23 protein-coding genes and 1 pseudogene are annotated in these 26,183 nt (G+C 44.1%); 9 read left to right on the top strand and 15 right to left on the bottom strand.

Going from position 1 to position 26,183, the window contains the following annotated elements; genetic code table 11:
* Positions 1-228 precede the first annotated feature (228 nt).
* Complete coding sequence (locus tag LU293_RS03750) at positions 229-2,376, top strand: M3 family metallopeptidase (protein ID WP_242748961.1); 2,148 nt, start codon at positions 229-231, stop codon at positions 2,374-2,376.
* A gap of 56 nt (positions 2,377-2,432) precedes the next feature.
* Here LU293_RS03750 and LU293_RS03745 read toward each other — a convergent pair whose 3' ends face one another.
* Positions 2,433-3,008, bottom strand: a complete 576-nt coding sequence (locus LU293_RS03745) for an NUDIX hydrolase (RefSeq protein ID WP_242748958.1) — start codon at positions 3,006-3,008, stop codon at positions 2,433-2,435.
* Between the two features lie 70 nt (positions 3,009-3,078).
* Between LU293_RS03745 and LU293_RS03740 the strand changes: the two genes are divergently transcribed.
* Entirely contained in the window at positions 3,079-3,867 is a 789-nt protein-coding gene (locus LU293_RS03740; RefSeq protein ID WP_242748955.1) for an NUDIX hydrolase, read from the top strand.
* Here LU293_RS03740 and bioD read toward each other — a convergent pair.
* From bioD to nadD, 8 genes and pseudogenes are all read right to left on the bottom strand, one after another.
* Positions 3,864-4,535 carry a dethiobiotin synthase gene (bioD, locus tag LU293_RS03735; RefSeq protein WP_242748952.1) on the bottom strand — a complete coding sequence of 224 codons (672 nt, stop codon included), beginning with the start codon at positions 4,533-4,535 and terminating at the stop codon, positions 3,864-3,866. The two genes, LU293_RS03740 and bioD, sit on opposite strands and share 4 nt — an antisense overlap.
* A gap of 39 nt (positions 4,536-4,574) precedes the next feature.
* A complete protein-coding gene (bioA, locus tag LU293_RS03730) occupies positions 4,575-5,882 on the bottom strand; it encodes an adenosylmethionine--8-amino-7-oxononanoate transaminase (RefSeq protein ID WP_242748949.1) in 1,308 nt (435 codons plus the stop codon).
* A 142-nt stretch (positions 5,883-6,024) separates the two neighbouring features.
* Complete coding sequence (locus LU293_RS03725; protein ID WP_242748946.1) at positions 6,025-6,552, bottom strand: hypothetical protein; 528 nt, start codon at positions 6,550-6,552, stop codon at positions 6,025-6,027.
* Between the two features lie 47 nt (positions 6,553-6,599).
* Positions 6,600-6,797 (bottom strand): annotated as a pseudogene (gene rsfS / locus LU293_RS03720) (ribosome silencing factor); the annotation flags it as partial.
* A gap of 9 nt (positions 6,798-6,806) precedes the next feature.
* The gene (locus tag LU293_RS09800; RefSeq protein WP_256462121.1) at positions 6,807-6,929 is read right to left on the bottom strand and encodes a hypothetical protein; all 123 of its coding nucleotides are present in this window, start codon (positions 6,927-6,929) and stop codon (positions 6,807-6,809) included.
* A gap of 20 nt (positions 6,930-6,949) precedes the next feature.
* Positions 6,950-7,978, bottom strand: a complete 1,029-nt coding sequence (locus tag LU293_RS03715; protein ID WP_242748940.1) for a threonine aldolase family protein — start codon at positions 7,976-7,978, stop codon at positions 6,950-6,952.
* Between the two features lie 217 nt (positions 7,979-8,195).
* A complete protein-coding gene (rsfS, locus tag LU293_RS03710; protein ID WP_242748938.1) occupies positions 8,196-8,570 on the bottom strand; it encodes a ribosome silencing factor in 375 nt (124 codons plus the stop codon).
* A 36-nt stretch (positions 8,571-8,606) separates the two neighbouring features.
* Positions 8,607-9,251, bottom strand: a complete 645-nt coding sequence (gene nadD, locus LU293_RS03705; protein ID WP_242748935.1) for a nicotinate (nicotinamide) nucleotide adenylyltransferase — start codon at positions 9,249-9,251, stop codon at positions 8,607-8,609.
* 185 nt (positions 9,252-9,436) lie between these two features.
* On the opposite strand from nadD, the gene uvrA reads away from it, so the two are divergent.
* The 5 genes from uvrA (at position 9,437) to LU293_RS03680 (ending at position 16,109) form a co-directional block, all read left to right on the top strand.
* Positions 9,437-12,325, top strand: a complete 2,889-nt coding sequence (uvrA, locus tag LU293_RS03700) for an excinuclease ABC subunit UvrA (RefSeq protein WP_375540350.1) — start codon at positions 9,437-9,439, stop codon at positions 12,323-12,325.
* A gap of 209 nt (positions 12,326-12,534) precedes the next feature.
* Positions 12,535-13,263 carry a single-stranded DNA-binding protein gene (locus LU293_RS03695; protein WP_242748932.1) on the top strand — a complete coding sequence of 243 codons (729 nt, stop codon included), beginning with the start codon at positions 12,535-12,537 and terminating at the stop codon, positions 13,261-13,263.
* A 122-nt stretch (positions 13,264-13,385) separates the two neighbouring features.
* Positions 13,386-14,435 carry a methionine ABC transporter ATP-binding protein MetN gene (gene metN / locus LU293_RS03690; protein WP_242748929.1) on the top strand — a complete coding sequence of 350 codons (1,050 nt, stop codon included), beginning with the start codon at positions 13,386-13,388 and terminating at the stop codon, positions 14,433-14,435.
* A complete protein-coding gene (locus LU293_RS03685) occupies positions 14,425-15,114 on the top strand; it encodes a methionine ABC transporter permease (RefSeq protein WP_242748924.1) in 690 nt (229 codons plus the stop codon). Before metN ends, LU293_RS03685 begins: the two co-directional genes overlap by 11 nt.
* Positions 15,115-15,272: 158 nt before the next feature.
* Complete coding sequence (locus tag LU293_RS03680) at positions 15,273-16,109, top strand: MetQ/NlpA family lipoprotein (RefSeq protein WP_242748921.1); 837 nt, start codon at positions 15,273-15,275, stop codon at positions 16,107-16,109.
* A 215-nt stretch (positions 16,110-16,324) separates the two neighbouring features.
* Here the strand turns inward: LU293_RS03680 and ccmE are convergent, their stop codons facing one another.
* The 5 genes from ccmE to LU293_RS03655 all read right to left on the bottom strand — a co-directional run bounded on the left by ccmE (position 16,325) and on the right by LU293_RS03655 (position 20,498).
* The gene (ccmE, locus tag LU293_RS03675; protein ID WP_242748918.1) at positions 16,325-16,837 is read right to left on the bottom strand and encodes a cytochrome c maturation protein CcmE; all 513 of its coding nucleotides are present in this window, start codon (positions 16,835-16,837) and stop codon (positions 16,325-16,327) included.
* A 7-nt stretch (positions 16,838-16,844) separates the two neighbouring features.
* On the bottom strand, positions 16,845-17,063 hold the full coding sequence (gene ccmD / locus LU293_RS03670; protein WP_242748915.1) for a heme exporter protein CcmD: 219 nt from the start codon (positions 17,061-17,063) through the stop codon (positions 16,845-16,847).
* The gene (gene ccmC / locus LU293_RS03665) at positions 17,060-17,866 is read right to left on the bottom strand and encodes a heme ABC transporter permease CcmC (protein ID WP_242748912.1); all 807 of its coding nucleotides are present in this window, start codon (positions 17,864-17,866) and stop codon (positions 17,060-17,062) included. Before ccmC ends, ccmD begins: the two co-directional genes overlap by 4 nt.
* A 166-nt stretch (positions 17,867-18,032) precedes the next feature.
* The gene (glyA, locus tag LU293_RS03660; protein ID WP_242748909.1) at positions 18,033-19,412 is read right to left on the bottom strand and encodes a serine hydroxymethyltransferase; all 1,380 of its coding nucleotides are present in this window, start codon (positions 19,410-19,412) and stop codon (positions 18,033-18,035) included.
* Between the two features lie 99 nt (positions 19,413-19,511).
* Positions 19,512-20,498, bottom strand: a complete 987-nt coding sequence (locus tag LU293_RS03655) for a manganese-dependent inorganic pyrophosphatase (protein WP_242748906.1) — start codon at positions 20,496-20,498, stop codon at positions 19,512-19,514.
* 393 nt (positions 20,499-20,891) lie between these two features.
* Here LU293_RS03655 and LU293_RS03650 point away from each other — a divergent pair, with 393 nt between their 5' ends.
* Positions 20,892-22,496, top strand: coding sequence for an isocitrate lyase (locus tag LU293_RS03650; protein WP_242748903.1), 1,605 nt, complete (start codon positions 20,892-20,894; stop codon positions 22,494-22,496).
* 180 nt (positions 22,497-22,676) lie between these two features.
* On the top strand, positions 22,677-24,839 hold the full coding sequence (locus tag LU293_RS03645; RefSeq protein WP_242748900.1) for a malate synthase G: 2,163 nt from the start codon (positions 22,677-22,679) through the stop codon (positions 24,837-24,839).
* A gap of 185 nt (positions 24,840-25,024) precedes the next feature.
* On the opposite strand, the gene LU293_RS03640 is transcribed toward LU293_RS03645, so the two are convergent.
* The gene (locus LU293_RS03640) at positions 25,025-26,110 is read right to left on the bottom strand and encodes an AAA family ATPase (RefSeq protein WP_242748896.1); all 1,086 of its coding nucleotides are present in this window, start codon (positions 26,108-26,110) and stop codon (positions 25,025-25,027) included.
* Positions 26,111-26,183: the final 73 nt, after the last annotated feature.

Genomic DNA, 26,183 nt, shown 5'->3' with positions numbered 1-26,183 from the left:
AGTTAGTTTAACAAAACCCCTGCTATGTGCGGGGGTTTTTGTTTGGGGGCAAAAACATCATCAATCTTGACTGATTACCCTTAATCTAGCACAGGTTTGGCTGTATTTTCTTATTAGACTTATTAAGCGATATTTTTTAAAAAAGTGGTTGATTTGATGATGGGATTTGGATATGCTAGAAGCATTCATTATGAATTGTTAATAGTCATCAACAAGGAGAAAAACATCATGGAACGCCGCCGCTTTTTGCAATTGGGTTTTGGTTCGGCAATGGCCATGGGATTGCCAAACTTGGGCTTTGCTAGTGCCATACCAATCAACATTCCTAAACGCCTTAGTTCAAATCCTTTGCTGAATTTTGATGGATTGCCTGATTTTGCCGCCGTCAAACCGACCCATATTGAGCCTGCCATTGATTTTTTATTGCAATATAGCCGTGGTGTGGTTGAAGAGATTACTGCCCAAAAAAACATCACTTGGGAGAATTTTTATGTGCCACTACAAGAATCTCAAAATAAGCTAAACCGTGCATGGTCCATCGTCAGCCACTTGCATTCGGTTGAAAATAGCGATGATTTACGCAAAGCCTATGATAAGGCAGAGCAGATTTTAACTGACTATGAGACGTGGTATGGTATGCACCGTCCATTGTACGAGTCTTTTGATAAACTCAAACAAAGCAAACAATTTAAGCACTACACCAAAGCCCAAAAAAAGGCGATTGACGATGCTTTGCTTGATTTTAAATTATCAGGCGTGGCTTTGACAGGGGAAAAAGCACAACGTTATGCCAAGATTGCCGCACGTTTGTCTGAATTAAGTACGCAATTTGGCAATCATGTGATAGATGCAAGCAAAGGCTGGGAGCTTGTGGTAGATGATGTCGTGAAGCTTAAAGGGCTAAGCGAGCTTGCCATCGCTTCTGCTAAGGAAGCTGCCGACAAAAAAGGTGTGTCAGGTTATCGCTTTGCATTAAATTATCCAAGCTATGCCGCCATCATCACTTATGCTGACGACCGTGAACTGCGCAAAGAGATGTACACCCAATATCGCACTCGTGCATCCGACCAAGGGGCGAATGCTGGCAAATGGGATAATACGCCCATCATCAAAGAAATGACCGATTTACGTTTGGAGATGGCACAGCTGTTGGGCTATAAGAATTATGCCGAATATGCCCTTGCGACTCGTATGGCAGATAGCCCTGAGCAGGTTTTGGGCTTTTTGAATGAATTGCTTGATAAGGCACGTCCCAAAGCCGTCCTTGAGCGTGCTGCCCTTGAAAAATACGCCAAAGACAAGGGGCTGATTCAGGCGGACGAAACGCTAGAAGCGTGGGATTTATCCTATGTGTCCGAAAAACAAAAGCAAGAGCAGTATGACATTGACACCGAAGCCTTGCGAGTGTATTTCCCCATTGATAAAGTGCTGTCTGGTATGTTCAAGATTACTCATCGTCTGTTTGGTGTGGATATCAGCGAAAAATCTGGCGTGTCGGTGGTGAATCCTGACGTCCGCTTTTTTGAGATGTATAAAGACGGCAGACACATTGCGTCCTTTTATTTGGATTTGTATGCTCGTGATGACAAGCGTTCTGGGGCGTGGCACAGTGCTGCGATAAAACATTATAAAAAGCCAGATGGCACAATTCAGTTGCCCGTCTCAACGATTGTGTGTAATTTTCGTCCACCCAATCAAGGCGAGCCTGCTTTATTGCTTCATGATGAAGCAGAGACGCTATTTCATGAATTTGGGCATGGGCTACACAGTATGCTAACCCAAGTGGACGTGTTGGCATTATCAGGTACGTCCGTACCTTGGGACGCTGTGGAATTTCCTAGTCAAATGCTAGAAAATTGGTTGTGGAATACTGAGTCGTTGGTGCTGATGAGCGAACATTATCAGACCAAAGAACCCATTCCAAAGGCGATTATTGATAAAATGATTGCTGCCAAAAACTATCAAGCGGCGATGGGCATGGTGCGTCAGCTAGAATACGCACTGTTTGATATGCGACTTAATACCGAATACAAAAAAGGCGACACAAACACGATGGAGCGTATCCGTGAAGACATTCGCAAGCACGTTTCGGTCATTGGCGAGCCTAAGTGGGTGCGTACCGCTCATAGCTTTAATCACATTTTCTCAGGCGGTTATGCGGCAGGGTATTATAGTTATCTGTGGTCAGAAGTGTTATCCAGCGATGCTTATACTCGTTTTGTCAAAGAAGGTGTACTCAACGGCAAAACAGGTCAAGACTTTGTTGATGCCATCTTATCCAAAGGCGGTGTTGAAGAGCCGATGGATATGTTTGTGCAGTTTATGGGTCGCAAGCCGAATTTAGAAGCCTTATTAAAGGCAAAAGGAATCATATAACTGATATAAGGCACGGTCTTCTAGGCTGTGCCTTATTCTCTTGCCATTAACCCTCTTTATTGATTTGGTCGGTCAAAAAGACAAATCTGATGGCAAGGATAATGAGCAAAATCATCACTATTTTTTGCCTGTTGTTCTAAGGCAGCTTTATCGTTTAGATAGTATTCTATGGTTTGGCGTACGGTTTTAAATGCCAAATTCGCCATATCAATTTCATCAGGATAAAATAATCTGCATTCTAGACTTTCTGCCCCCACGCCAAATCTGCCATCTTTTAGCTTGGCAAGATACATGGCATGAATCTGCCCAAGATGGGGTAAATCAAACAGGGCAAACAGCCGTAAATCTGTCGCCACGCCGTCTGCTTCTTCTAGCGTCTCTCGCCTTGCACCATCTGCCATCGTCTCACCAAGCTCCATAAAGCCTGCTGGCAATGTCCAAAACCCAAATCGTGGTTCAATGGCTCTTTTGCACAATAAAATCTTGCCATCATGTACGGCAAGCACCCCACAAATCATCTTGGGGTTTTCATAATGAATATGACCGCACGCACCGCAAACCAAGCGTTCACGTTGGTCGCCATCAGGAATGGTGAGTGTGGCTGTGCTACCACATTGCAAACAAAAAGACATAATAACAGGCGTGAAACTGATGAGTTAAGCTATAATAATGAAAGGTTAAGTGTAATGGAAAATGCCACAAATGACAAATGATTTTCAAAACTATCGCCAACAAATATATACGGATAAAGCGATGATTGATGTGTTACCATCGCACCGTTTTTATGAGTTATCCCAACATTTGAGTAATTATCAAGGCGTGGATATATTGCCATTGACACAAAATAATGAGCTTTTGACAGGCTCAATCAAAGACAAAATAATCAAAAGCAAACCAATCAAAGGCAAACCAATCAAAAAATGCCAAAATCTTTTAAATAATCACTTTTTGCCACAGGCGTGCGTGCTGATTGTCATTACGGACGAAAATTGCCCAAAACTGCTTTTGACACGGCGGTCATACCACCTAAATAGCCATGCAGGCGAAGTGTCTTTGGTGGGTGGTAAGCGTGATGATGCGGACCTAAATTCTATTGGTGTCGCCTTGCGTGAAGCCTATGAAGAAGTCGGTTTGGCATCAAAGGACGTAACTGTGCTCGGCTATTTACCCATGCAGGTTTCTAAATCAGGTCTTTTGGTGCGTCCTGTGGTGGCGTGTGTGTCGCCGTCTGTGGCAGATGGACTGACATCTAATCCTGACGAGATAGCACGGATATTTTGGTTGCCGATTGATGTGCTAAATGCACCGCCTGCGGATTATGTGTTTGACGGACAGGCGGACAACACCAAACTACACACCCCTGCCTGGGTCTATGACTGCAATGATGATGGGCAAGTAGAAGTGATTTGGGGGCTGACAGGGCGGATATTGGCAAGTTTGATGGAGATTGGCTTTGGGGTGCGACATGAGTGGTATTATAAAGTGCGTTAAAATCTATCTGCCATATCACCAAAGCCTACAATCTTATCGCCCATAAGTTCCATAAATAATGCACTCGGATAATGCCGTGCCACATGATTTTTTAGATAATTTAGCGTGTCGGCACTGATGTCATCATCGCCATCAAAATAATGATTAAACACAACGCCTGCCACATCAAGCCCCCGATTGGCGATGGCTTCTAGGCTAAGTAGGGTATGGTTGATACTGCCTAGGCGAGCCGATGTTACGATGATGACAGGGTAGCCACAGTGGGCGATATGGTCTAATGTCAATAATTCATCGCTCATCGGCACCAAAACACCGCCTGCCCCTTCTAGTAGGACGATGTCATAATGGCTTTGTAGCCTTTGAGTTGCCTTGGTGATGATGGCGGTATCTATCGTTTTATTTTCTAGGCGAGCTGATAAATGGGGGCTGGCAGGCTTGGCAAACATCATTGGACAAGTCGTACCATCTGTATCCGTATCCTGCAAGCTAATGCCCATAAGCTGTCGGTGCGTAATGATGTCGTCCGCCACTTGCCCTGTTACGCCTGTTTGTACAAGTTTTTGGGTGATGACCGATTTGCCCAGCTTGATAAACTCACGAGCCAGCACACCTGTGGCATAAGTCTTGCCAATGTCAGTATCTATGCCTGTGATGAAATAAACACTCATGTTATTTTGTCCGTTTTGTCCGTCTGTTTTTGTGGTTGTTTAATCAGCTGTTACGCAAGTTTTGTTTAGGTATTCTGCCAACAATGCCACAAGCTGTGTGCATAAATATGCCAAATCATCATCGCCCATCACGATTGGGGGCATAAGATATACCAATTGACCAAAAGGTCGCACCCAAATGCCATATTTGGGCAGTAGCGATTGAAAGATGGGCATATTTATTGGGATTTTCATTTCAATCACGCCAATCGCCCCCAAGCATCGCACATCTGCTACCTGTTCCCAGTCTTGGCATACCGCCAAATGAGTTTCTAATTTGGCTTGCATGAGTTTGGCAAGGTGGGGCGTGTTGTATTCATGCACCAAATCAATGCTTGCAGATGCCACACCACACGCCAAAGGATTGCCCATAAAGGTTGGACCGTGCATGAGCGTGGGGCAGTCGCTGTGATGAATGCTTAGGGCGACATTGTCGGTTGTCATCACCACCCCAAAGCTCATCATACCCCCTGTCAAAGCCTTGCCTAGGGTCATGATGTCTGGGCAGATATTGGCGTGATTTACCCCAAACATTGCCCCTGTCCGCCCAAAGCCTGTGGCGATTTCATCACAAATTAGCAAGACATCATAATACTGACACAAAGAATGTAAATATGATAGATATTCTGGGCTATAAAACCGCATACCTCCCGCACCCTGTACGATAGGCTCAATGATAAAGCCTGCCAATGTTGCATGATGACGCACAAAAAAATCTGCCATTTGTGCTTTGGTTTCATCATCTAGTGGCGTGTCAAAGCCTGTAGGTGGTTTGGGCAAAAAATATTGCGTAGGTAGTTTTGTGCCATATAATGTGTGCATACTGTTGATGGGGTCGCACACGCTCATGGCGTGCCATGTGTCGCCATGATAGCCTGAATGCGTACTGGCGAAGGTGTTTTTTGTGGGGTTTTGTTTTGCAATGTGGTATTGCAACGCCATTTTTAGGGCGATTTCTACTGCCACCGAACCTGAATCGGCATAGAAAATTTTGGTTAAGTTTTTGGGGGTGATGCCAAGCAGTTTCTCGCCAAGTGTGATGGCAGGGGTGTGAGTTAAACCGCCAAACATCACATGACTCATCTTGGATAATTGTTTGGTAATGGCGTGATTTAACACAGGGTGATTGTAGCCATGAATTGCTGCCCACCATGATGACATACCATCTATCAGCTGAGTGCCGTCCGCCAAATAAAGGCACACGCCATCAGCATGGCTGACCACAAGATTATCATAAGCAGGCGGTAGGCTGGCATAAGGGTGCCAAAGATGGGTGCGGTCAAAGTGTTGTAACGCCTGCACGGTCATTTATTTATTCCAAAAATCATGATGGGTATTTGTGGTATTATAAATAGTTATTGTCAATCAGGCAAATAAAAACCACCCAAAAGAGTGGTTGGTAATGAGTGGTTTGGCAATTGGCAATATCGGTATATTTGTATGAATGATACTAGTACAAATGGCATTGATTAAGATGGTCTTTAAAGCTGTCGCCATGACTAATAATATCAGATATTTTATAAGTATTGCCAAACTCAGATAGTTTAATATCTACAAAAAAACTAGGGAAGTTTTGTCTCTTATTTACGATGTCTTTAAATTTGGCACGAACATCGCCATTTTTAAGGATTGAAAATTGAAACTGATTCATCTTAAAACCACCAAGTGGCGAATCTTGCGACCAGCCTAATAGGGCATTATCACCAAATCCCCAATCAGTACATGGATGGAAAGGGTCTCCTGAGATATCCCCCAAGTCTTTATTCTCATAGGCGTGCTTAACAGCAGAGCGTAGGCTATCATCAAGATAAGACCAAATAGGATTATCACCACAAATCGAGCTATCATTACAATCAATTGCACGCTGATATATTTTTTTGATCGTATCAACCTTTGTTTGGTCGTTGGCAATAGCACTAGCATTTACCAAAAGTAAACCGCCAAATGCAAGAGATAATTTTGTGCCGATAGCTTTCATGTGATAATCCATGTCGATATGTCCTTAGATTAAAAACAACTATAAATTTACGCCTTTTGTATTGCCAATGCTCGCAAGGCTTCTGGTGATGACCACAGACCTTCTAAATCATAAAATTCACGAGCCTGCGGTGTCATGATATGCACGACCACCGCCCCTAGGTCTACCCAAGTCCAATCGCTGTCTTTGTCGCCTTCACGCCCAAGTGGCATAAGCCCCGATGCTTTGGCTTTGGCACTCAGCTTTTTGCCAAGCTAGGCAGCTGGCAAATAAAGACACACGCCATCAGCATGGCTGACCACAAGATTATCATAAGCAGGCGGTAGGCTGGCATAAGGGTGCCAAAGATGGGTGCGGTCAAAGTCGGCTATATTCATGGCGTGATATTAAGCGTCACTTATGGCAGATAGGCTTTTATTTTGTTGGCAAGCTCATCTACTTGGGCGATTGTTGTATCAAAGCCCATCATCAAGCGAATCTCGCCAGTAAATTCATTCCAATCATAAAAATAAAAATCTTCGTGCAGTTTTGCGACGGTTTGCTTGGGTAAGATGACAAATACAGCATTAGACTGCACTTTTTGGGTGATGGTAACGCCATCTAAGTTTTGAATCTGATTTGCCAAGTGACGTGCCATTTCGTTGCTATGCTTGGCAAGCTCAAGCCATAACCCACTTTCTAGCCAAGTGACAAACTGAGCGGAGATGAAACGCATTTTTGAGCTTAATTGCATGGTCATTTTACGCATGTATTTCATGTTGGCATCAAACTCATCGTTTAGCACCACGATGCACTCACCGAGCATAAGTCCGTTTTTTGTTCCGCCAAGTGAGAGCATATCCACACCTGTATCGGCGATGTCTTTTAGGGTGCAATTTAGATAAGCACAGGCATTAGAGAGTCGAGCTCCATCAATATAGGTGTATAGCCCAAGTTTTTTGGCGTGTGCCACAATGGCACGCAGCTCATCAAGACTATAACACGTCCCAACTTCGGTCGTCATAGCAAGATGGACAATCGCAGGTTGTGAGCGATGCTCTTTACCAAAGCCATAAGCCTGAGTGTCAATGAGTTCAGGGGTTAGCTTGCCATCTTCGGTTGGTATGGTGAACATTCTAAAGCCACCAACGCACTCGGGGGCGTTACTTTCATCATTATAGATATGCCCCTTATCTGTACAAATCACCGCCCCAAATCTTGGGAGCATGGCAGTCAGTGCGGTGATGTTTGCCCCTGTGCCGTTAAAGACAGGATAAGCTGTGCCTTTGCCGAAGTGCTGTTTGACTAAGTCGTTTAGCTTGTCTGTCCACGCATCTGTTCCGTAGGCATAATCATGTCCGCAGTTGGCGTCACTGATGGCTTGTAAGATGGTGGGGTGTATGCCAGAGTAGTTATCAGAGGCAAAAGAATGGCTAAGATGATTCATGATAATCAAAACCTAAGTTAGTGGGTTGATGGTGCTAAGTGTCCGTTTAGCTTAAGCGTACTTGGTTTTATCTTAAATTTAGCAACCAAAAAGCCGCTTTATGTCTTCCTAGATGACCTAAGATATAGACCTAAGTGGTAAATGGACGTAAAAATTTGGCTAGGCGTGTAATTTTATCATCAGTAGACACGATAAAAAACACCTAACTGTATTTGGGTTATTCTTGTTTAACAGCTAATGCTCTTAGGGCGTCAGGTGATGACCATAAGCCTTCTAAGTCGTAAAATTCACGAGCTTGGGGAGTCATGATGTGTGCTACTACCGCACCTAAATCCACAAGCGTCCAGTCGCTATCTTTATCGCCCTCACGGCCAAGTGGCATAAGCCCTTGTTCTTTGGCGGCTGCACCAAGCTTGTCAGCCAGTGCCTTAACGTGGCGTTTACTGGTGGCGTTAGCGATGATGATGCGTTCAGCAATCTCGGTTAAATGATCGACGCTCATTACGGTGATTTGTTTAGCCTTTAGGTCGTCTAACGCATTAACAACGAGTGCTACTTGAGCATCCAATGATAGATTATTGGTATTTGTCATAATAGTTTTACTTAATTAAAATAACTTATTATTCTATCATAACTTTACATAAAGTGCGTGGTTTTTGATGTAGTTTGCAACGTTTACTGATAAAAACTGTTCAGCTTTTGGGTTGTTATTTGCCAGCATGGAGCGTATTTGGCTTGATGATGTCGCTATAATGGGTGTTGTATCTTGGTAAATCTGATGCGATTTATCCAAAAATTTGCTTAAACTGTCGGTGATGAGAGGGCTTAAGCTTGGCGGTAGTGGCTCTGATAGGTTAGATCTGTGAAATGCCCAAATATTCACAAAATCTAAAATCTTGTCGCCAGATTTCCATGTCGGCAAAGCGTGCAGGCTGTCTTGCCCCACGATAAAAATTCGCCGATCATTAGGGTGCTGATGGGCTAAATGCTTAACGGTATCAATGGTAAATACAGGTGGTGGCACAGACAGCTCAAAAGTATCAATGCCAATCGGTGTGCCAGCTGCGGCAAGTTGTAGCATGGCAGTGCGGTGCTTATCTGATGTGGGTTGTGACTTAAAAGGATTACCAGCAGTGGGCAGTAGATAAACATGAATGTCACAGGTGGGGCGATGTCGCTTAAGCGTGTCAAAGACGGTTGCTGCCATTTGTAAATGCCCCAAATGTATGGGGTCAAAGCTGCCACCTAAATAGGCACGAATGGTCTGATTCATGGTCGTTTATCGTGTTGGTTTTGGGTATTATAACTTGGGTTGTGACAGATTGCATCTGATTGGTATATCGCTACTGACATTTGACAGATTATGATAAAAGCCACATTATCAAAAGAGCAAGCACATTTTACCTTTAAAACGAGCAAATCACCCCCATTTAGACTAAAAATTATACGGATAAATCAATGAGCGAGTTTATGCATAAGCACATTAGTATCAAAGGGGCAAGAACACATAATCTAAAGAATATTGATGTGGATATCCCCCGTAACCAGTTTGTGGTCATTACAGGTCTGTCAGGGTCGGGCAAGTCGTCGCTTGCCTTTGATACGCTGTATGCAGAAGGTCAGCGTCGCTATGTGGAGAGCTTATCTGCCTATGCTCGCCAGTTTCTTAGTCAGATGCAAAAGCCTGATGTAGATAGCATTGAAGGCTTATCACCAGCGATTGCCATTGAACAAAAATCCACCAACCACAACCCCCGCTCAACCGTCGGCACAATCACAGAAGTGTACGATTATCTAAGGCTTTTGTTTGCTCGGGTGGGTGTGCCATATTGCCCTGAGCATGGCGAGCCTATGGTAGCTCAGACGGTATCGCAGATGGTCGATGAAGTGATGGCAAGACCTGAAGGCACAAAGCTGATGATTTTAGCCCCTGTGGTGCGTGAACGCAAAGGCGAGCATTTGGCTTTACTCGATCAGCTGTCTGCCCAAGGTTTTACTAAGGTGCGTATTGATGGTATAATTTACGATATTGATGAATTGCCAAGCTTAGAAAAAAACAAAAAGCACACCATCGATGTAGTGGTGGATCGGTTTAAAGTGCGTGAAGATTTGGGTAATCGGGTTGCTGAGAGTTTAGAGACTGCCTTAAGATTGGGTTCAGATTTGGCAATCATTCATCTGATGGATACTGCAGATGAGCAAATCTTATCTGCCAAGCATTCTTGTCCTGTGTGCGATAGAGCAGTGGCTGAGCTTGAGCCAAGGTTATTTAGCTTTAACAATCCGTTTGGGGCATGTCCTTCGTGCGACGGCTTAGGTAAGCGTCAGTATTTTAGTGCAGAGCGTCTGATTCACGAGCCACAAAAATCCCTAAATCAGGGGGCAATCCATGGCTGGGATAAACGCCATGCGTATTACTTTGGATTATTGACAACCGTTTGCGCGCATTTTGGCATCGATATGGACACACCATGGCAAGCGTTGGATAAAAAGCACCAAAACATCATTTTAAATGGTTCAGCAAAAGAAAAGATTAACTTTCAATTCACCGATGAGCGTGGACGTAAGACCAATAAAAATACGCCTTTTGAGGGGATTTTACCTTATCTAGAGCGTCGTTATCAATCCACAACGAGTAACCTTGTGCGTGATGAACTGGCGCGGTATCTATCAGACACCACCTGTAATGTCTGTGATGGCGTTCGTTTAAATGACATCGCTCGTCATGTGCAAGTTGATAATCGAGTGATTGGCGATATCATACATCAGCCGATTGGTGAGATTTGGCAATATTATGAGAAACTCACCATCGGCGGTCATAAAGGCGAAGTGGCGGATAAGATATTCAAAGAAATTCGTGAAAGACTTGGGTTTTTGGTGAAAGTTGGTCTTGACTATCTGACGCTGGCACGCTCTGCTGAGACGCTATCAGGAGGCGAGGCTCAGCGGATTCGCTTGGCAAGCCAAATCGGAGCAGGGCTTATGGGTGTGATGTATGTACTAGATGAGCCATCAATCGGTCTGCACCAGCGAGATAACGACCGCCTGTTATCTACTTTGACATATCTGCGTGATCTTGGCAATACAGTGATTGTCGTTGAGCATGATGAAGATGCAATCCGCACAGCTGACCACGTTATTGATATTGGCGTGGGGGCAGGCGTGCATGGCGGTCGAGTGATTGCACAAGGCACTGCAAGCCAAATTGCTAAAAATAAAGATTCCTTAACAGGGCAGTACTTATCAGGAAAACGCAAAATTGAAATTCCTAAAATCCGCCATACCCCAAAAACCATCGAAGTTAAAAAGGGTAAAAAAACACTACAAGAACCGCTGTTCATCCATTTAGAAGGTGCTAATGGCAATAATCTAAAAAATGTCAATTTATCTATTCCGATTGGGGTAATGACGTGTGTTACAGGTGTGTCAGGGTCTGGTAAGAGTACACTGATTAACCGCACCTTGATGCCACTTGCGGCAACAACACTAAACAATGCTACGACACTTATTGCTGAAAAACACGATAAAATTACAGGGCTTGAACACCTAGATAAGATGGTGGATATCGACCAAAGTCCCATTGGAAGGACGCCACGCAGTAATCCTGCCACTTATACAGGTGTTTTCACATTGATTAGAGACTTATTTACGCAGACGCCAGAGGCAAGAGCAAGGGGTTATCAGGCGGGACGATTTAGTTTTAATGTCAAGGGCGGACGCTGTGAGGTCTGCCAAGGTGATGGCTTGATTAAGGTTGAGATGCACTTTTTGCCTGATATGTATGTGCCGTGTGATGCTTGTCATGGCAAGCGTTATAACCGTGAGACTTTAGAAGTTCACTATAAAGGCAAATCCATCTCGGATGTGCTTGAGATGACGGTTGAAGAGGCGATGGTGTTTTTTGAGAACATTCCCGCCATTTACCGAAGAGTGCAAGCCTTATCTGAGGTTGGGTTAGACTACATTAAGCTTGGTCAGTCTGCTACGACATTATCAGGCGGTGAAGCCCAAAGGGTGAAATTAGCAAAAGAGTTATCCAAGCGAGACACAGGTAAGACCTTATACATTTTAGATGAGCCAACCACAGGTCTGCATTTTGCTGACATTGATAAGCTACTAAAAATCCTACACACCTTAAGGGATCGTGGTAATACGGTGGTGGTGATTGAGCATAATTTAGACGTGATTAAGACGGCTGATTGGGTGGTGGATCTGGGCTATGAAGGTGGTAGTGGTGGCGGAAAAATCGTTGCTTTTGGTACGCCAGAAGATGTGGCAAGTGACGAACGATCGCACACAGGTAGATTTTTAAAGTTGGTCTTAGAACAAGGTAAGTCAGATGTCTAAATTGATTAAATTTTCCCTTGTAGTTGCACTGCTACTGATACCAAGACGTAGCAGTCCTAAGCCTAATCATCATGACAAAAGCTGATTTTTATAAAAATTGGTGGTAATTTTTGTAAAATTTGATAAAGTAGGTAGAATATAAGCAAAAAATAGTGGTTTTTGCTTATCAACTAAAATTAGTACCCATTTTAAAGTGATTAGAGTATCTTATGAGTAGTGTAAATAAAGTAATTATTGTCGGTAGATTAGGGAATGATCCAGAAGTTCGCCAATTTCAAAATGGCGGTGGCGTGACGAACATCAGTGTCGCAACTAGTGAACGCTGGACAGATAAAAATACTGGCGAGCGTCGTGAACAGACAGAGTGGCATCGTATTAGTTTATTTAACCGTCTTGGTGAGATTGCTGCTCAGTATTTACGCAAAGGCAGTATGGTGTATGTTGAAGGCAGTCTAAACACTCGTAAATACACCGATAATCAAGGCATAGAGCGTTATAGCACTGAGATTCGTGCATCAGAAATGCGTATGCTAAGCTCAAGTGGCGATAATAATGGTGGCAACGGTTTTCAAAACAACCAAAATGGCAGCTGGGGTAACAACCAAAACCGTAATTTCAACCAAAATGCCAATCAAAACTCTGGTTTTCAAAATGGCGGCAACGGCTTTCAAAATAACAACGGTTATGCAAACCAAAATAGCCAAAATCAGTTTTCACAAAACGGCAATCAGTATGGCGGGCAGTCAAGCGTTGCACCACAAAATGGCTTTGCAGATCGCAGCTTAGCTTCGCAATCTCAAGGTAACTATAATAACTTTGCATCTCAAGAGGATGCTGGATACTCTGATAAAAACGCATTCGGTACGCCCAAGTCAGACACGCCACCACAAGCAAGTGGCACAGCCCCAAGCGTGTCAGATGATGATATGCCGTTTTAAGAATATCGTAACTTCCTAAAAAAGCACTCATCACGAGTGCTTTTTTATGTGTAAGTTGGTGGCGATGCTTGAATGTGTTATAATAGTACTATTTTTATAATTTAGATAACATCATGGATTCTATGATACAGCTTATCGATGTAAGCAAGGTCTTTAACATCCAAAAAGATAGTAAAACCACACAATTTACCGCTGTTCATCCAACTACTCTTTGTGTGCAACAAGGCGAGATATTTGGCATTATCGGCTCATCTGGTGCAGGTAAATCAACACTGATTCGCTGCATTAATTTGCTAGAGCGTCCGACAACAGGCAAGGTTATGCTAAGCGGTCAGGATTTAACCGCGCTTAGTGAGCGTGAACTTGTGGAGGCTCGTCGTCATATAGGCATGATTTTTCAGCATTTTAATCTGCTGCATTCTCGCACCGTGTTTGATAACATTGCTTTGCCTTTAGAGCTTTCCCAAACGCCCAAAAACACTATCCATCAAAAGGTGTCTCGTTTGATAGAGCTTGTCGGTCTTAATGGTAAAGAGCATGTGTATCCTGCTAATCTATCAGGTGGTCAAAAGCAGCGTGTTGCCATCGCTCGTGCCTTAGCGTGCGATCCAAAAGTGCTACTTTGTGATGAAGCGACCAGTGCCTTAGACCCTGCGACTACTCAGGCGATTTTATCTTTACTCAAAAAAATCAATCGCAAACTTGGCATTACCATCTTATTAATCACCCATGAGATGGATGTGGTTAAGCAGATCTGTGATAAGGTTGCGGTGATGGATCTGGGTGTGGTGGTTGAGTCTGGTAAAGTGAGCGAGCTTTTTGCTAATCCACAGACCGAACTTGCAAAGCAGTTCATCGGATCGACTTTCCACGTTCGTCTGCCACAAGCTTATCTATCTAAGCTAAGCCAAACGCCCACGCCTATGCAAACTTATCCTGTCGTGAAGTTTGGTTTTACTGGCAATTCGGTGGATATGCCGCTGTTTTCTCAAGCGACTAAGCAATATGGCGTGGAGTTTAATATTTTAACGTCGCAGATGGACTATGTAGGCGAGGTTAAGTTTGGCTTCACCATTGCTGAGATGATAGGCGATGTAGATAAGACACAGCAGGCGAGAAAATTTTTATATGAAAATGGCGTAACAGCAGAGGTGCTTGGCTATGTGGCATGAATTATATCAAGGCTTTATCGCTGAGCTGACACCGCAGATGTGGCAAATGGTCGCCAAATCCACTTATGAAACGGTGTATATGGGCATCATGTCCACTTTGATTTCGGTGCTATTTGGTCTGCCGATGGGGTTTTTTGCATTCTTAACTGGTAAAGATCGCTTACTTGCTAATAAACCGATGTTTGAGCTGCTTGATGTGGTTATTAATATTGGGCGATCCATTCCGTTTATTATTTTATTAATTATCCTATTGCCTGTTACTCGCTTTTTAGTGGGGACAAGTCTAGGTACGACAGCTGCCATTGTGCCTTTGAGCGTGGCGGCGATTCCGTTTTTTGCACGCTTGACGGCAAACGCATTAACCGAGATTCCAACAGGGCTGACCGAAGCTGCCAAATCCATGGGAGCGACCCGCTCTCAAGTGGTATTTAAGTACTATTTGCCAGAAAGTTTACCAATTTTAATCAATGCCATCACCATCACGATGATTACGCTTATCAGTTATTCTGCAATGGCAGGCGTGGTTGGTGGCGGTGGTCTTGGTAACCTTGCCATCAGTTATGGCGAACACCGTGGCATGGTCTATGTTAAGTGGCTTTCAACCATTATCATCGTGGCGTTTGTGATGATTTGCCAAAAAATTGGCGACGTATTAGCACAAAAGTACGACCATCGCTAAGTATTTATTCTAAAATGGAATAAGCTTTATACGAAAAAATTGAGTGATTTTGTTAATAAAATATTTCTATTTGGTTTAAATTATGCTTTAATATGCATTTACTGACGGTTTTTATGAAATCGTCATCTTTTTTTTATCACTTAAAACGAGAGAATGTTATGAAACTATCAAAATTTTTCGGTGTTTGTGCTTTGGCGTCTGGTATCGCACTTGCTGGCTGTGGTGGGGATAAGCCTGCTGACCAAGCAGCAACACCTGCAGCAACAGAAGAAGCCCAAGTCCTAAAGGTGGGCGTAATGAGCGGTCCTGAGCATGCAGTAGCAGAAGTGGCAGCAAAGATTGCTAAAGAAAAATATGGTCTAGTGGTAGAATACACCGAATTTAATGACTATGCGTTACCAAACACAGCAGTATCTAAAGGTGAGCTTGATGCGAACGCTTTTCAGCATAAGCCATACCTAGATAAAGACAGCGCTGAGAAGAGTCTTGATAACCTAGTAATCGTGGGTAATACTTTTGTATATCCACTGGCTGGTTACTCTAAGAAGATTAAAACAGTAGCAGAGCTACAAGATGGTGCAACCATCGCTGTACCAAACGATCCATCAAACCTAGCTCGTGCGTTAATTTTGCTTGAGAAACAAGGGTTAATTAAGCTAAAAGACAATACCAATTTATTCTCAACATCAATTGACATCATTGAAAACCCAAAAAATTTAAAAATCCAAGAAGTGGATACTTCAGTTGCAGCTCGTGCATTGGATGATGTGGATTTAGCGGTTGTGAACAACAACTATGCAGCCCAAGTTGGTCTAACAGCTAATGATGGTGTGTTCGTTGAAGATAAGGATTCTCCTTATGTCAATATCATCGTTGCTCGTGCTGATAACAAAGATTCTAAAGCAGTTCAAGACTATGTAAAAGCTTTCCAATCTGATGAAGTAGAAGCAGAAGCGAAAAAGCAATTTAAAGATGGCGTGGTTAAAGGCTGGTAATCAGCTGGCACTGATAAAACCCCTTGTTATTTGCAAGGGGTTTTTATTATGGTAAAAATCTATGGTCGTTGTGGTTAGCCGATTAACATTGCAATAATGATTAGTTGTGAGCAACCTTATGGGCTTTTGTATACTTGTGAACGTTGTCGCCTTAAGTTATGTTTATTAAACAACGGTAAATCTTAGCTGTCGCCACTAAACGATAACCAAAAATGTTAAGGCGTTTTTGTATTGCGTTCATCAATTTCTGCCATACTTGTTGCAGGAACGAACTGCTCACCATTGGTGTTAACACCATCTTGTGTGTGCTGTGTTTTTAGGGATTTGGCAACTTCTGGCGGCATGTAATTTTCATCGTGCTTGGCAAGCACTTCAGATGCGACAAAAACCCCATCTTTTAGTTCACCTGTAGCAACGACACCTGAGTTTTCGGCAAATAAATCTGGTAAAACCCCGCGATAGGAGACGGGTACGGTAGCCTTATAGTCAGTGATGGCAAACTGAACATTGAGCTGATCGGCAGGATCACGCTTAACGCTGCCTGCTACCACCATACCACCTGCACGGATACGCTTAGCTTGTGGTGCTTGACCTTGACTGATGGCAGTCGGATCAAAATAATAATCAGTCTGCTGACGTACGGCGTATAAAATTAGACTAACAGCGATGACTGCCCCAACAAGCATGGCAATAACCCACATTAGTTTTTTTTGTCTGGCTTGATTCATGGTGTACTCACAATTGTTGTTGGCGTTGTTTGTTGGTTAGGCGATCACGATGTCCCTTGGCGTATGATTGACGAGTAAGCTTGCTAATAGTGGATTTACGCTCATTTTTCACGAAAATGATTAATAAAAAGATGGCAACAAAGGTAATGCCATAACAAGCCCAAACGAAACTGCCATGCCCATCCATGTGCAAAAGGTCGCTAACACTAGAAAAATAAGGGGTCATGAGTCGCTCCTTTGGCCTGCATTGATAAGTCTTTGTACCCAAGATTTATTATGATCATAGGCTAGGGCGAGCGAGTTGGTGCGATAGATAGCAAGAGCTGCTGCCAAAAAGTACATGCCTAGCATTACAATCAATAGCGGCACCCACATAGTCGCTGACATTTTTGGTGTATTGGTAACGGTGAAAGTCGCCCCTTGATGTAGGGTATTCCACCACTCCACCGAATACTTGATGATTGGCAGATTAACTGCACCGACGACAGACAAAATGGCTGCTGCCTTGCCACGGTTTGGACTGTGAGCAAACGCTGAGAATAACGCCATCACGCCTGCATATAAGAACGCTAAAATCAGCATACTGGTTAATCGTGCATCCCACACCCAGTATGTTCCCCATGTGGGTTTTGCCCAGATTGAACCTGTCAGCAGTGATAGCACACAAAAAATAAATCCCATCGGTGCGATGGCTTGGGCAACAAGGCTTGCTGTCTTAATTTTCCATACTAAGAAAATCACCCCAAGTATTGCCAATGCAAAATAAATACTCATGGCAAGACTTGCGGTCGGCACATGAATAAAGATAATGCGATAGCTGTTACCTTGGAGATAGTCAGGCGGTGCAAAGCCCAGCCCCCAAATTGTCCCAACACCTAATAAAATTGCGGCAATTAAAGACAGCCATTTCACCCATGGTGAAAAGATATGAAAAAATCGCTCCGTGCCAACAGTGGTTAAAAATCCCTGCCATAAGCGAGAGGACAGCTTATCGCCTGCTTTTATGGTTTTGGAGGTTGGTTTTGGCATGACAGTGACCAATCAAAAGATGAATTTAAACTACCGTATTATACCACGCCTATCTAGACTTCTAAAAGTTTTTGTGTAGATTGGTAGCCACCATAAAGACTGCTATCAGCAGTAAATTGACATAAAAAAACCTTTCTATTAGCAGAAAGGTTTTTAAAAAAGCAGATTACTTAGCAATCTTTTGGCTTAGCTTTTCATAAAGCTCAGTCACTTTTTCTTTGGCAGTTTGGATAAGTTCATTATCCGCTTGCTCATCGATAACATCACCAAGTTTGGCTAAAAGCTCTTTGGCTTTAGATTTTTGGTAGACGGGCAATCTAGCACAGACATCAGCAACTTTGGCACGCACTTCGCCAATCACTGTCTCATCGCCTTTGGCATCTAAAATATCACAAATCCAACCTGCTAAGGCAACGCATTCTGCTTCTTTAAAGCCACGAGTGGTTACCGCTGGCGTGCCTAGGCGAATGCCTGATGTAACAAAGGGTGATTTGGGGTCGTTTGGTACGGCGTTTTTATTGACGGTGATGTGAGCATCGCCAAGCCATTTGTCTGCGTCTTTGCCTGTGATGCCTTGTTTGATTAGGCTGACGAGCATTAGGTGGTTCTGGGTACCGCCAGAGACCACGTCATAGCCACGATTGATGATGGTATTTGCCATGGCTTGGGCATTTTTGACGACCTGCTGTTGGTAGGCTTTGTAGTCATCGCTCATCGCTTCTTTAAAGCACACCGCTTTGGCTGCCACAGCGTGCATCAAAGGACCGCCTTGGCTACCGGGGAATACGGCTGAGTTTAGTTTTTTCTCAATCTCTGCATTCGCTTTGGCAAGAATAAGACCTGAACGTGGACCACGCAAGGTTTTGTGTGTGGTGGTGGTGGTAACATCAGCAATCTTGACAGGGTTAGGATACACGCCTGCTGCCACAAGACCTGCCACGTGTGCCATATCCACCATCAGATAAGCACCCACTTCATCGGCAATCTCACGAAACTTTTGCCAATCCACCACTTGGCTATACGCTGAGAACCCACCAATAATCATCTTAGGCTTGTGCGTGCGTGCTAGGCGAGCAACTTCATCATAATCAATAAATCCGTCATCGGTGATGCCATAATGTACTGCATTATAAGTCTTGCCAGAGAATGACACAGAAGCCCCATGCGTCAAATGCCCACCGTGAGCCAAGCTCATGCCAAGCACGGTATCGCCTGCTTCTAGGAGTGCCAAATAGACCGCCGCATTGGCAGATGAACCTGAGTGGGGCTGTACGTTGGCGTAGTCAGCACCAAACAGCTCTTTGGCACGGTCAATGGCGATTTGCTCAATGATGTCTACGTGTTCACAGCCACCGTAGTAGCGTTTGTTTGGATAGCCTTCGGCATATTTGTTGGTCAAAGCGGTGCCTTGGGCTTCCATGACCGCAGGCGAGCAGTAGTTTTCTGAGGCGATAAGCTCAATGTGGTCTTCTTGACGCTGGCTTTCAGCATCAATGGCGGCGGCAAGTTCTGGGTCGTAGGCGTGCAAAGAGATGTCTTTAAACATGGGGTTTTCCTTTCTAATGAAACTTAACACAAAGTCAAGGTTTGGGATAATATGCTCATTTAGTTTAGCATGAATTCATGACTAAAATCATCTATTTTGTTAATTTTTACTAAAGCTTTGGTGGTAATGAGCCAGTGTCGGCACCAGTTGTTTTTTACGGCTGACGATGCCCTTTAGTGTAAACAGTTTGCCATCATCATTGATATCAAATGCTTGTCTGATGATGGCGTTTTGGGCTTCGTCATACGCCATGATAAAGCTTGTTTTTGCTCGGATGTCCACCACAGCGATCATTAGATAATCTAAATTTTTGGTATTTTTAAGTAAAGCGGCTTGGCTTGTTAATTCATCCATGCGATTAAACACGTATGAGCTATCCATAGTTTCAATGCCTGCAATACCCCATTTTACAGTGCCGCTCATCTCATTAAAGCTAAATTCTTTATAGTCCCCAAGTAAGATGTCTTGGGCAGATAGATGTGTAAGGTTGCTTTTGGCGGTGAACAGCCGCTCAGCAAATTCATCCACACGGTGAATCTGTGCGATTTTAGCAAGCTTATCTACCGCTAGGATATCGCTGTCTGTGGTTGTCGGGCTTTGTAGATTTAGGGTGTCTGAGATGATAGCACCGAGCATCAGTGTGGCAGTCTTTGCTGTAATGGGAAGTCTTTTTTCGGTGAATAGGTCAAGTAAAATAGTACAAGTGCAACCAACAGGCATGATGCGAATGTAGGCAGGCGTTTTTGTGTTTAAGGCGATTTTGTGGTGGTCAATCACATGACTGATGGTAAAGTCTTCAAGATGGTTAATGCTTTGGGCTGTCTCATTATGGTCGGTAAGGCAGATGATATCACCTGAGTGAAGTATATCATAAGGCTGATCAGGATCTAAGTAAATGGGTGGGCGAGCTGATACTAAATTTAATAAAAACGTACTTTCGCCATTCATTTTGCCTAGGCGATAAGAGGCGGATGGAACGCCTTGTAAGCGAAAATATTCTGCTAAGACTAAGGCAGAAACGATCGCATCAGTGTCAGGAGATCGATGTCCAAAGATGTGGTGCATGAAGTTGTTTGAATGTGTCATTATGTGCTTTCATCGGTTAGGGTGGATTTTAGGCGATTGCTATAATCGCCAAGGGGGTGGCATTGTAAGCCTGTACCAAATTATACAAAATTGATTGCATAAAAGCTGTTATTGGCTCAATTTTAACAAAGCTCACCCAAAAACACCATAACGCAAGCAAAAGCAGGCGAAGTACTGTCAATGAACCACCAAAGCGTCTTATTATATTTAATATTTTAATAATAAAACTAGTATCATTTTTTATATAAATAGTGAATATACAGTTTCATAGGGTAGTCAAGGTGCAAAGATTTTTGTATGCTGTGTTTAAAGATGATGAAGTCAAATGGTTTGACCATCTTTTTCTTACCAAAACCCCGTGCCTAGCACATCATGACAATAAGGAGTAGTATCATGACACAGTCTTATCAATCAGCACTACAACACGTGAAGAACGTAAAAGCCAAGCTTGGCGATACTTGGGGTGCTATCTGCCCCGATGACGCTGCCCGTATGATGGTGCAAAACCGCTTTAAAACAGGACTTGACATCGCCAAATACACCGCATCAATCATGCGTCGTGACATGGCAGAATACGACGCTGATAACAGCAAATACACCCAGTCGCTCGGCTGTTGGCATGGATTTATCGCCCAACAAAAAATGATTGCCAATAAAAAATACTTTGGCACAACCGACAAACGCTACATCTACCTATCAGGTTGGATGGTGGCGGCACTGCGTTCTGAGTTTGGTCCATTGCCTGACCAGTCCATGCACGAAAAAACCGCTGTGCCAAAACTCATCGCCGAGATTTATACTTTCCTTCGTCAAGCAGATGCCAAAGAATTAAATGACCTATTTCGTGCCTTACAAAAGGCAGAAGAAGCAGGCGATACCGCCCTTGCCAAAGAGATTGAAAGTCAAATTGATAATTTTGAAACCCATGTCGTGCCAATCATCGCTGACATTGATGCAGGCTTTGGTAACGAAGAGGCGACTTATCTTTTGACCAAGCAGATGATTGAAGCTGGGGCGTGTGCCATTCAGATTGAAAACCAAGTGTCAGATGCCAAGCAATGCGGACACCAAGCAGGTAAAGTTACGGTACCGCACGAAGACTTTTTGGCTAAGATTAACGCCGTGCGTTATGCGTTTTTGGAGCTTGGCGTTGATGATGGCGTGATTGTCGCTCGTACCGACTCAGAAGGGGCGGATTTGACCCAAAAAATCCCAGTATCAAAAGAAAAAGGCGATTTGGCAAGCAAATACATCAGCTACCTAGAAACCGCCGAGATTGACATCGCTGATGCCTTTGATGACGAAATTCTCATCAAGCGTGATGGCAAATTACACAGACCCACTCGCTTGCCGTCAGGTTTATATCAGTTCCGTAAAGGCACACAGCATGACCGTGTGGTGCTAGACTGCGTAACATCACTTCAAAACGGTGCGGACATGATTTGGATTGAAACGCCAACGCCAGATGTGGCTGCCATTGCAAGTTTTGTGAACGACATCAAAAAACAAGTACCAGATGCCAAATTGGTGTACAACAATTCGCCATCATTTAACTGGACGCTAAACTTCCGTCAGCAAGCCTACGACCGCTGGGTTGCCGAGGGCAAAGATGTATCAGGCTACGACCGTGCCAAACTGATGGACGCACAATATGACGACAGCGAGCTTGCCCGTGATGCCGATGACAAAATCCGCACTTTCCAAGCTGATGCCGCTCGTGAGGCAGGCGTGTTCCATCACCTAATCACACTGCCAACTTACCACACTGCTGCCTTATCTACACATGAGCTTGCCAAAGGCTACTTTGGTGATGAAGGTATGCTCGCTTATGTGGCAGGTGTTCAGCGTAAAGAAATTCGTGGCGGAATCGCTTGCGTGAAGCATCAAGCGATGGCAGGCTCCGATATTGGCGATGACCACAAAGAGATTTTCTCTGGTGATAATGCCCTAAAAGCAGGAGATGCGAGTAAGAACACCATGAACCAGTTTGGCGGCTAAGACCTGCTCGGCTAAACGCTACTGCTTCGTCAAACTCGCTTGCAGTACTACTTGTACAGCTTCGCTCGTTTTCCTTGCATTAGCATTTATCCGCTTGGTCTCACCTAAATTGACTGTAAACGGTGTTTTGTAAAAAGCAAAGCACCGTTTTTTTTAAATGATTGATTTTAAGGATAAAATATGACCGACCGTATCCAAAAAGGCACACTTGCCATTGACAAGATTTTATTTGACTTTATTGAACAAGAAGCCCTACCTGTTGCACGGATTGACAGCAATACTTATTGGCAAAACTTTGAGCAAGTTGTGCGTGATTTGACCCCAAAAAATAAAGCCTTGCTTGCCAAGCGAGACGAACTACAAGCCAAGATTGATGAATGGCACAAAAACAACCCTTATGAGCTAAGTGCCTATAAAAGTTTTTTGACTGATATTGGTTATCTTGAACCAGAAGTTGATGATTTTCAAATCACCACAGACAATGTAGATGACGAAATTGCAACGATTTCAGGGGCTCAGCTTGTCGTGCCTGTGCGTAATGCTCGCTATGCCCTAAACGCAGGTAATGCCCGCTGGGGGTCGCTGTATGATGCTTTGTACGGCTTTGATGTTATCCCCCAAACAGACGGTGCGGACAAGGGGGTAGGCTATAACCCTGTGCGTGGGGCAAAAGTCGTTGAATTTGCCAAAAATTTCCTTGATGAGACTTTCTCCCTAACAGACGGCTTGCACAGCGATGTAACGGCTTATGCCATCAAAGACGCTAAACTTTTGGCACAAATCGGCGATAGCAAGACGACTTTAAAAAATGCCGAACAGTTAGTCGGCTATAATGGCGAGCCTGACAGCCCAAGCGAAATTATCCTAAAAAACAACGGCTTACACGTCATTATTCAAATTGACCGCACGCACGCCATCGGCAAGTCTGACAAAGCAGGTGTAAAAGATGTTGTGATGGAATCGGCGGTTACCACCATTCAAGACCTAGAAGATTCGGTGGCGGCAGTAGATGCCAGCGAGAAAGTAGAAGGTTATCGTAATTGGTTGGGTTTGATGAAGGGGGATTTGTCTGAACAAGTAGAAAAAAACGGCAAAACCATCACCCGCATGCTCAATGACGACCGCACTTATACCGACCTAAATGGCGACACCCAAACTCTGCATGGGCGTTCGGTCATGCTCCTTCGTAATGTGGGGCATTTGATGACCAATCCTGCCATTCTTGTAGATGGCGAAGAGATTTTTGAAGGGATTATGGACGCACTCATCACGCCCATGCTAAGTGCGGTTGATATTCGTGGCGAAAACACATTGCGTAACTCTCGTACAGGCTCTATGTACATCGTCAAACCCAAAATGCACGGCTCAGACGAAGTGGCGTTTGCTGTGGAGCTGTTTGAGCGTGCCGAAAAAGCCATCGGACTGCCTGCCAAATCGGTCAAAATGGGGATTATGGACGAAGAAAAACGCACGTCCGCCAACCTAAAAAATTGCATCGCCAAGGCAAAAGACCGCACCATCTTTATCAATACTGGCTTTATGGACAGAACAGGTGATGAGATTCACACCGCCATGCAGGCAGGGGCGTTTGTCCCAAAAGGCGACATCAAAAAGCAAGTTTGGTTTGATGCTTATGAAAAACGCAATGTCGCCATTGGTCTAAATGCAGGTCTGCGTTCAAAAGCCCAAATTGGCAAAGGTATGTGGCCAAAGCCTGATGAGCTTGCCGATATGTACCGCACGAAGATTGAACACCCCCAAGCGGGGGCAAGCTGTGCATGGGTGCCATCGCCATCTGGTGCGACCATTCACGCCATTCATTACCACCAGTGCTGTGTCTTGGACCGCCAAGATGAACTGCTTGGCGAAGCGGTGCCAAGTTTGGACGACTTATTGACCTTGCCTTTGGCGACAGACACCAACTTTGGCGATGAAGTCAAACGCCGTGAATTGGACAATAATTGTCAAGGTATTTTGGGTTATGTCGTCAGATGGGTAGATTTGGGCGTGGGTTGTTCAAAAGTGCCTGACATTCATAATGTGGGGCTGATGGAAGACCGTGCCACGCTACGCATTTCAAGTCAGCACATCGCCAATTGGCTAACCCATGGCATTGTGAGCGAAGACGATGTGATGGAAGCTTTAAAACGCATGGCAAAAGTTGTGGACGAGCAAAACAAGGGCGACCTTGAATATCGCCCAATGGCGAGCGATTTTGACAATAACATCGCCTTTAATGCCGCCAAAGACCTAATTTTCAAAGGCACAACCGAGCCATCTGGCTATACCGAGCCACTCCTACACAAGGCACGCTTGAAGCTAAAAGGCTATCAGGGGGATTAAAATCGCATTGTAGAGCAACCAAGCAATCCATCTATAGGGTGGATTGCTTTTAGTTTTTGTTGAGACGACTTAAAGCGATAACCAAGCAGTATATAAGCTGCTATGGATAAGGGGCGGGGTGAATGAAATCTGCGCCATTTTTTAACACTTTAAGCTGATTACAGCTACAAGTCAAAACTTAGCATTCACGCAATGCACAGACCATCAGCACAAGCATCAACGATTACCGTGCCATCGTCAGGGTGTGCCAAATACCAACTTGCCAATAAAGGTTCAAGCTCGGTGCGTATTTTTCGCCCAAGCCCCCTTGCTCCATACCGCACATCATAGCCATCGGCTAGGTAGTTGACAGCGTCATTGGTCAGCTGAACATGATGATCTTTTTTGCTTAGGCGGGCATTGAGTTTATCAAGTTCAATGTCAATCAGTTTGGGGATTTGGTCGTCGTTGATTTTTTGGTAAGCCAAGATACGCTCAATGCGGTTAATAAATTCAGGGTCAAATTTACGTTCAAGGGCTTTTTGGACTAAGGTTGTCTCGTCCAATTTTAATCTGCCTGCCAAGCTTTGTAGAGTGGCGGGCAGTTTATTTAATTGTTCCAAGCGAATTTGGCTGGCTCTTGCACCCACATTACTGGTCATAAAAATCATGCAATTACTAAAATCAATCGCCTTAGTACCAGAAGTTAGCGTGAGTTTGCCTGTATCTAGCACATTGAGCAATGCTCTAATCACTTCGTTGCTTGCTTTTTCTATTTCATCAAATAAGACGATACCAGGCTTAGAAAAACTGCCTGCAATCGCTTCAAGGTTAAATAACGTATTGCCTTCTTTGCTACCAACATAGCCCGGCGGTGCTCCTGTCAGGGCGGCACTATAATGCTCTTGGGCTAAGGTGTTCATGTCAATACGACAAAAGGCGTTGGCATTGCCGTAGATAGCTTCGCTGATGATACGCACCGTTTCGGTCTTACCAACCCCTGTCGGTCCAAGCATTAAGGTAACGGATAAGGGTTTGTCTTTTGGGTTGAAATCTGCCTTAACCACCGTCAGCATTTGTTCAATTTGTTGTAGGGCATCGCCTTGTCCTACGATTGTGGCAGAAAGTTTCGCCATAATCTCATTGACATCAAAAGCAAAGCGGGCATATTTGGCGTGTGTGATGGCTTGCTCGGCTTTTTCTGATTTGGCGGGTGTCTGATGATTGGCTTTTTGGCGTTTTTCTTCGTTTTCTGCTTGATTTTGGGCAAGGCGATCACTCATAAAGGTCATGGACGTTCCTTTTGGTGTATTTGGGTAGTTTGATAGGGCTTTTTTGATAGGACTTTATGGTGGGCTGTGCCAA

The organism is Moraxella nasovis (assembly GCF_022701215.1).
In the GTDB taxonomy this organism is placed as follows: Bacteria; Pseudomonadota; Gammaproteobacteria; order Pseudomonadales; family Moraxellaceae; genus Moraxella; species Moraxella nasovis.
This window is presented reverse-complemented; position numbering and strand designations above follow the sequence as displayed.

What these genes read in the sequence shown, in the direction of transcription:
- LU293_RS03750 (WP_242748961.1), top strand. Translation starts at nt 229, where the DNA reads ATGGAACGCCGCCGCTTTTTGCAATTGGGTTTTGGTTCGGCAATGGCC.
- LU293_RS03745 (WP_242748958.1), bottom strand. Translation starts at nt 3,008, where the DNA reads ATGTCTTTTTGTTTGCAATGTGGTAGCACAGCCACACTCACCATTCCT.
- LU293_RS03740 (WP_242748955.1), top strand. Translation starts at nt 3,079, where the DNA reads ATGACAAATGATTTTCAAAACTATCGCCAACAAATATATACGGATAAA.
- bioD (WP_242748952.1), bottom strand. Translation starts at nt 4,535, where the DNA reads ATGAGTGTTTATTTCATCACAGGCATAGATACTGACATTGGCAAGACT.
- bioA (WP_242748949.1), bottom strand. Translation starts at nt 5,882, where the DNA reads ATGACCGTGCAGGCGTTACAACACTTTGACCGCACCCATCTTTGGCAC.
- LU293_RS03725 (WP_242748946.1), bottom strand. Translation starts at nt 6,552, where the DNA reads ATGAAAGCTATCGGCACAAAATTATCTCTTGCATTTGGCGGTTTACTT.
- LU293_RS09800 (WP_256462121.1), bottom strand. Translation starts at nt 6,929, where the DNA reads ATGAATATAGCCGACTTTGACCGCACCCATCTTTGGCACCCTTATGCC.
- LU293_RS03715 (WP_242748940.1), bottom strand. Translation starts at nt 7,978, where the DNA reads ATGAATCATCTTAGCCATTCTTTTGCCTCTGATAACTACTCTGGCATA.
- rsfS (WP_242748938.1), bottom strand. Translation starts at nt 8,570, where the DNA reads ATGACAAATACCAATAATCTATCATTGGATGCTCAAGTAGCACTCGTT.
- nadD (WP_242748935.1), bottom strand. Translation starts at nt 9,251, where the DNA reads ATGAATCAGACCATTCGTGCCTATTTAGGTGGCAGCTTTGACCCCATA.
- uvrA (WP_375540350.1), top strand. Translation starts at nt 9,437, where the DNA reads ATGAGCGAGTTTATGCATAAGCACATTAGTATCAAAGGGGCAAGAACA.
- LU293_RS03695 (WP_242748932.1), top strand. Translation starts at nt 12,535, where the DNA reads ATGAGTAGTGTAAATAAAGTAATTATTGTCGGTAGATTAGGGAATGAT.
- metN (WP_242748929.1), top strand. Translation starts at nt 13,386, where the DNA reads ATGATACAGCTTATCGATGTAAGCAAGGTCTTTAACATCCAAAAAGAT.
- LU293_RS03685 (WP_242748924.1), top strand. Translation starts at nt 14,425, where the DNA reads ATGTGGCATGAATTATATCAAGGCTTTATCGCTGAGCTGACACCGCAG.
- LU293_RS03680 (WP_242748921.1), top strand. Translation starts at nt 15,273, where the DNA reads ATGAAACTATCAAAATTTTTCGGTGTTTGTGCTTTGGCGTCTGGTATC.
- ccmE (WP_242748918.1), bottom strand. Translation starts at nt 16,837, where the DNA reads ATGAATCAAGCCAGACAAAAAAAACTAATGTGGGTTATTGCCATGCTT.
- ccmD (WP_242748915.1), bottom strand. Translation starts at nt 17,063, where the DNA reads ATGACCCCTTATTTTTCTAGTGTTAGCGACCTTTTGCACATGGATGGG.
- ccmC (WP_242748912.1), bottom strand. Translation starts at nt 17,866, where the DNA reads ATGCCAAAACCAACCTCCAAAACCATAAAAGCAGGCGATAAGCTGTCC.
- glyA (WP_242748909.1), bottom strand. Translation starts at nt 19,412, where the DNA reads ATGTTTAAAGACATCTCTTTGCACGCCTACGACCCAGAACTTGCCGCC.
- LU293_RS03655 (WP_242748906.1), bottom strand. Translation starts at nt 20,498, where the DNA reads ATGACACATTCAAACAACTTCATGCACCACATCTTTGGACATCGATCT.
- LU293_RS03650 (WP_242748903.1), top strand. Translation starts at nt 20,892, where the DNA reads ATGACACAGTCTTATCAATCAGCACTACAACACGTGAAGAACGTAAAA.
- LU293_RS03645 (WP_242748900.1), top strand. Translation starts at nt 22,677, where the DNA reads ATGACCGACCGTATCCAAAAAGGCACACTTGCCATTGACAAGATTTTA.
- LU293_RS03640 (WP_242748896.1), bottom strand. Translation starts at nt 26,110, where the DNA reads ATGACCTTTATGAGTGATCGCCTTGCCCAAAATCAAGCAGAAAACGAA.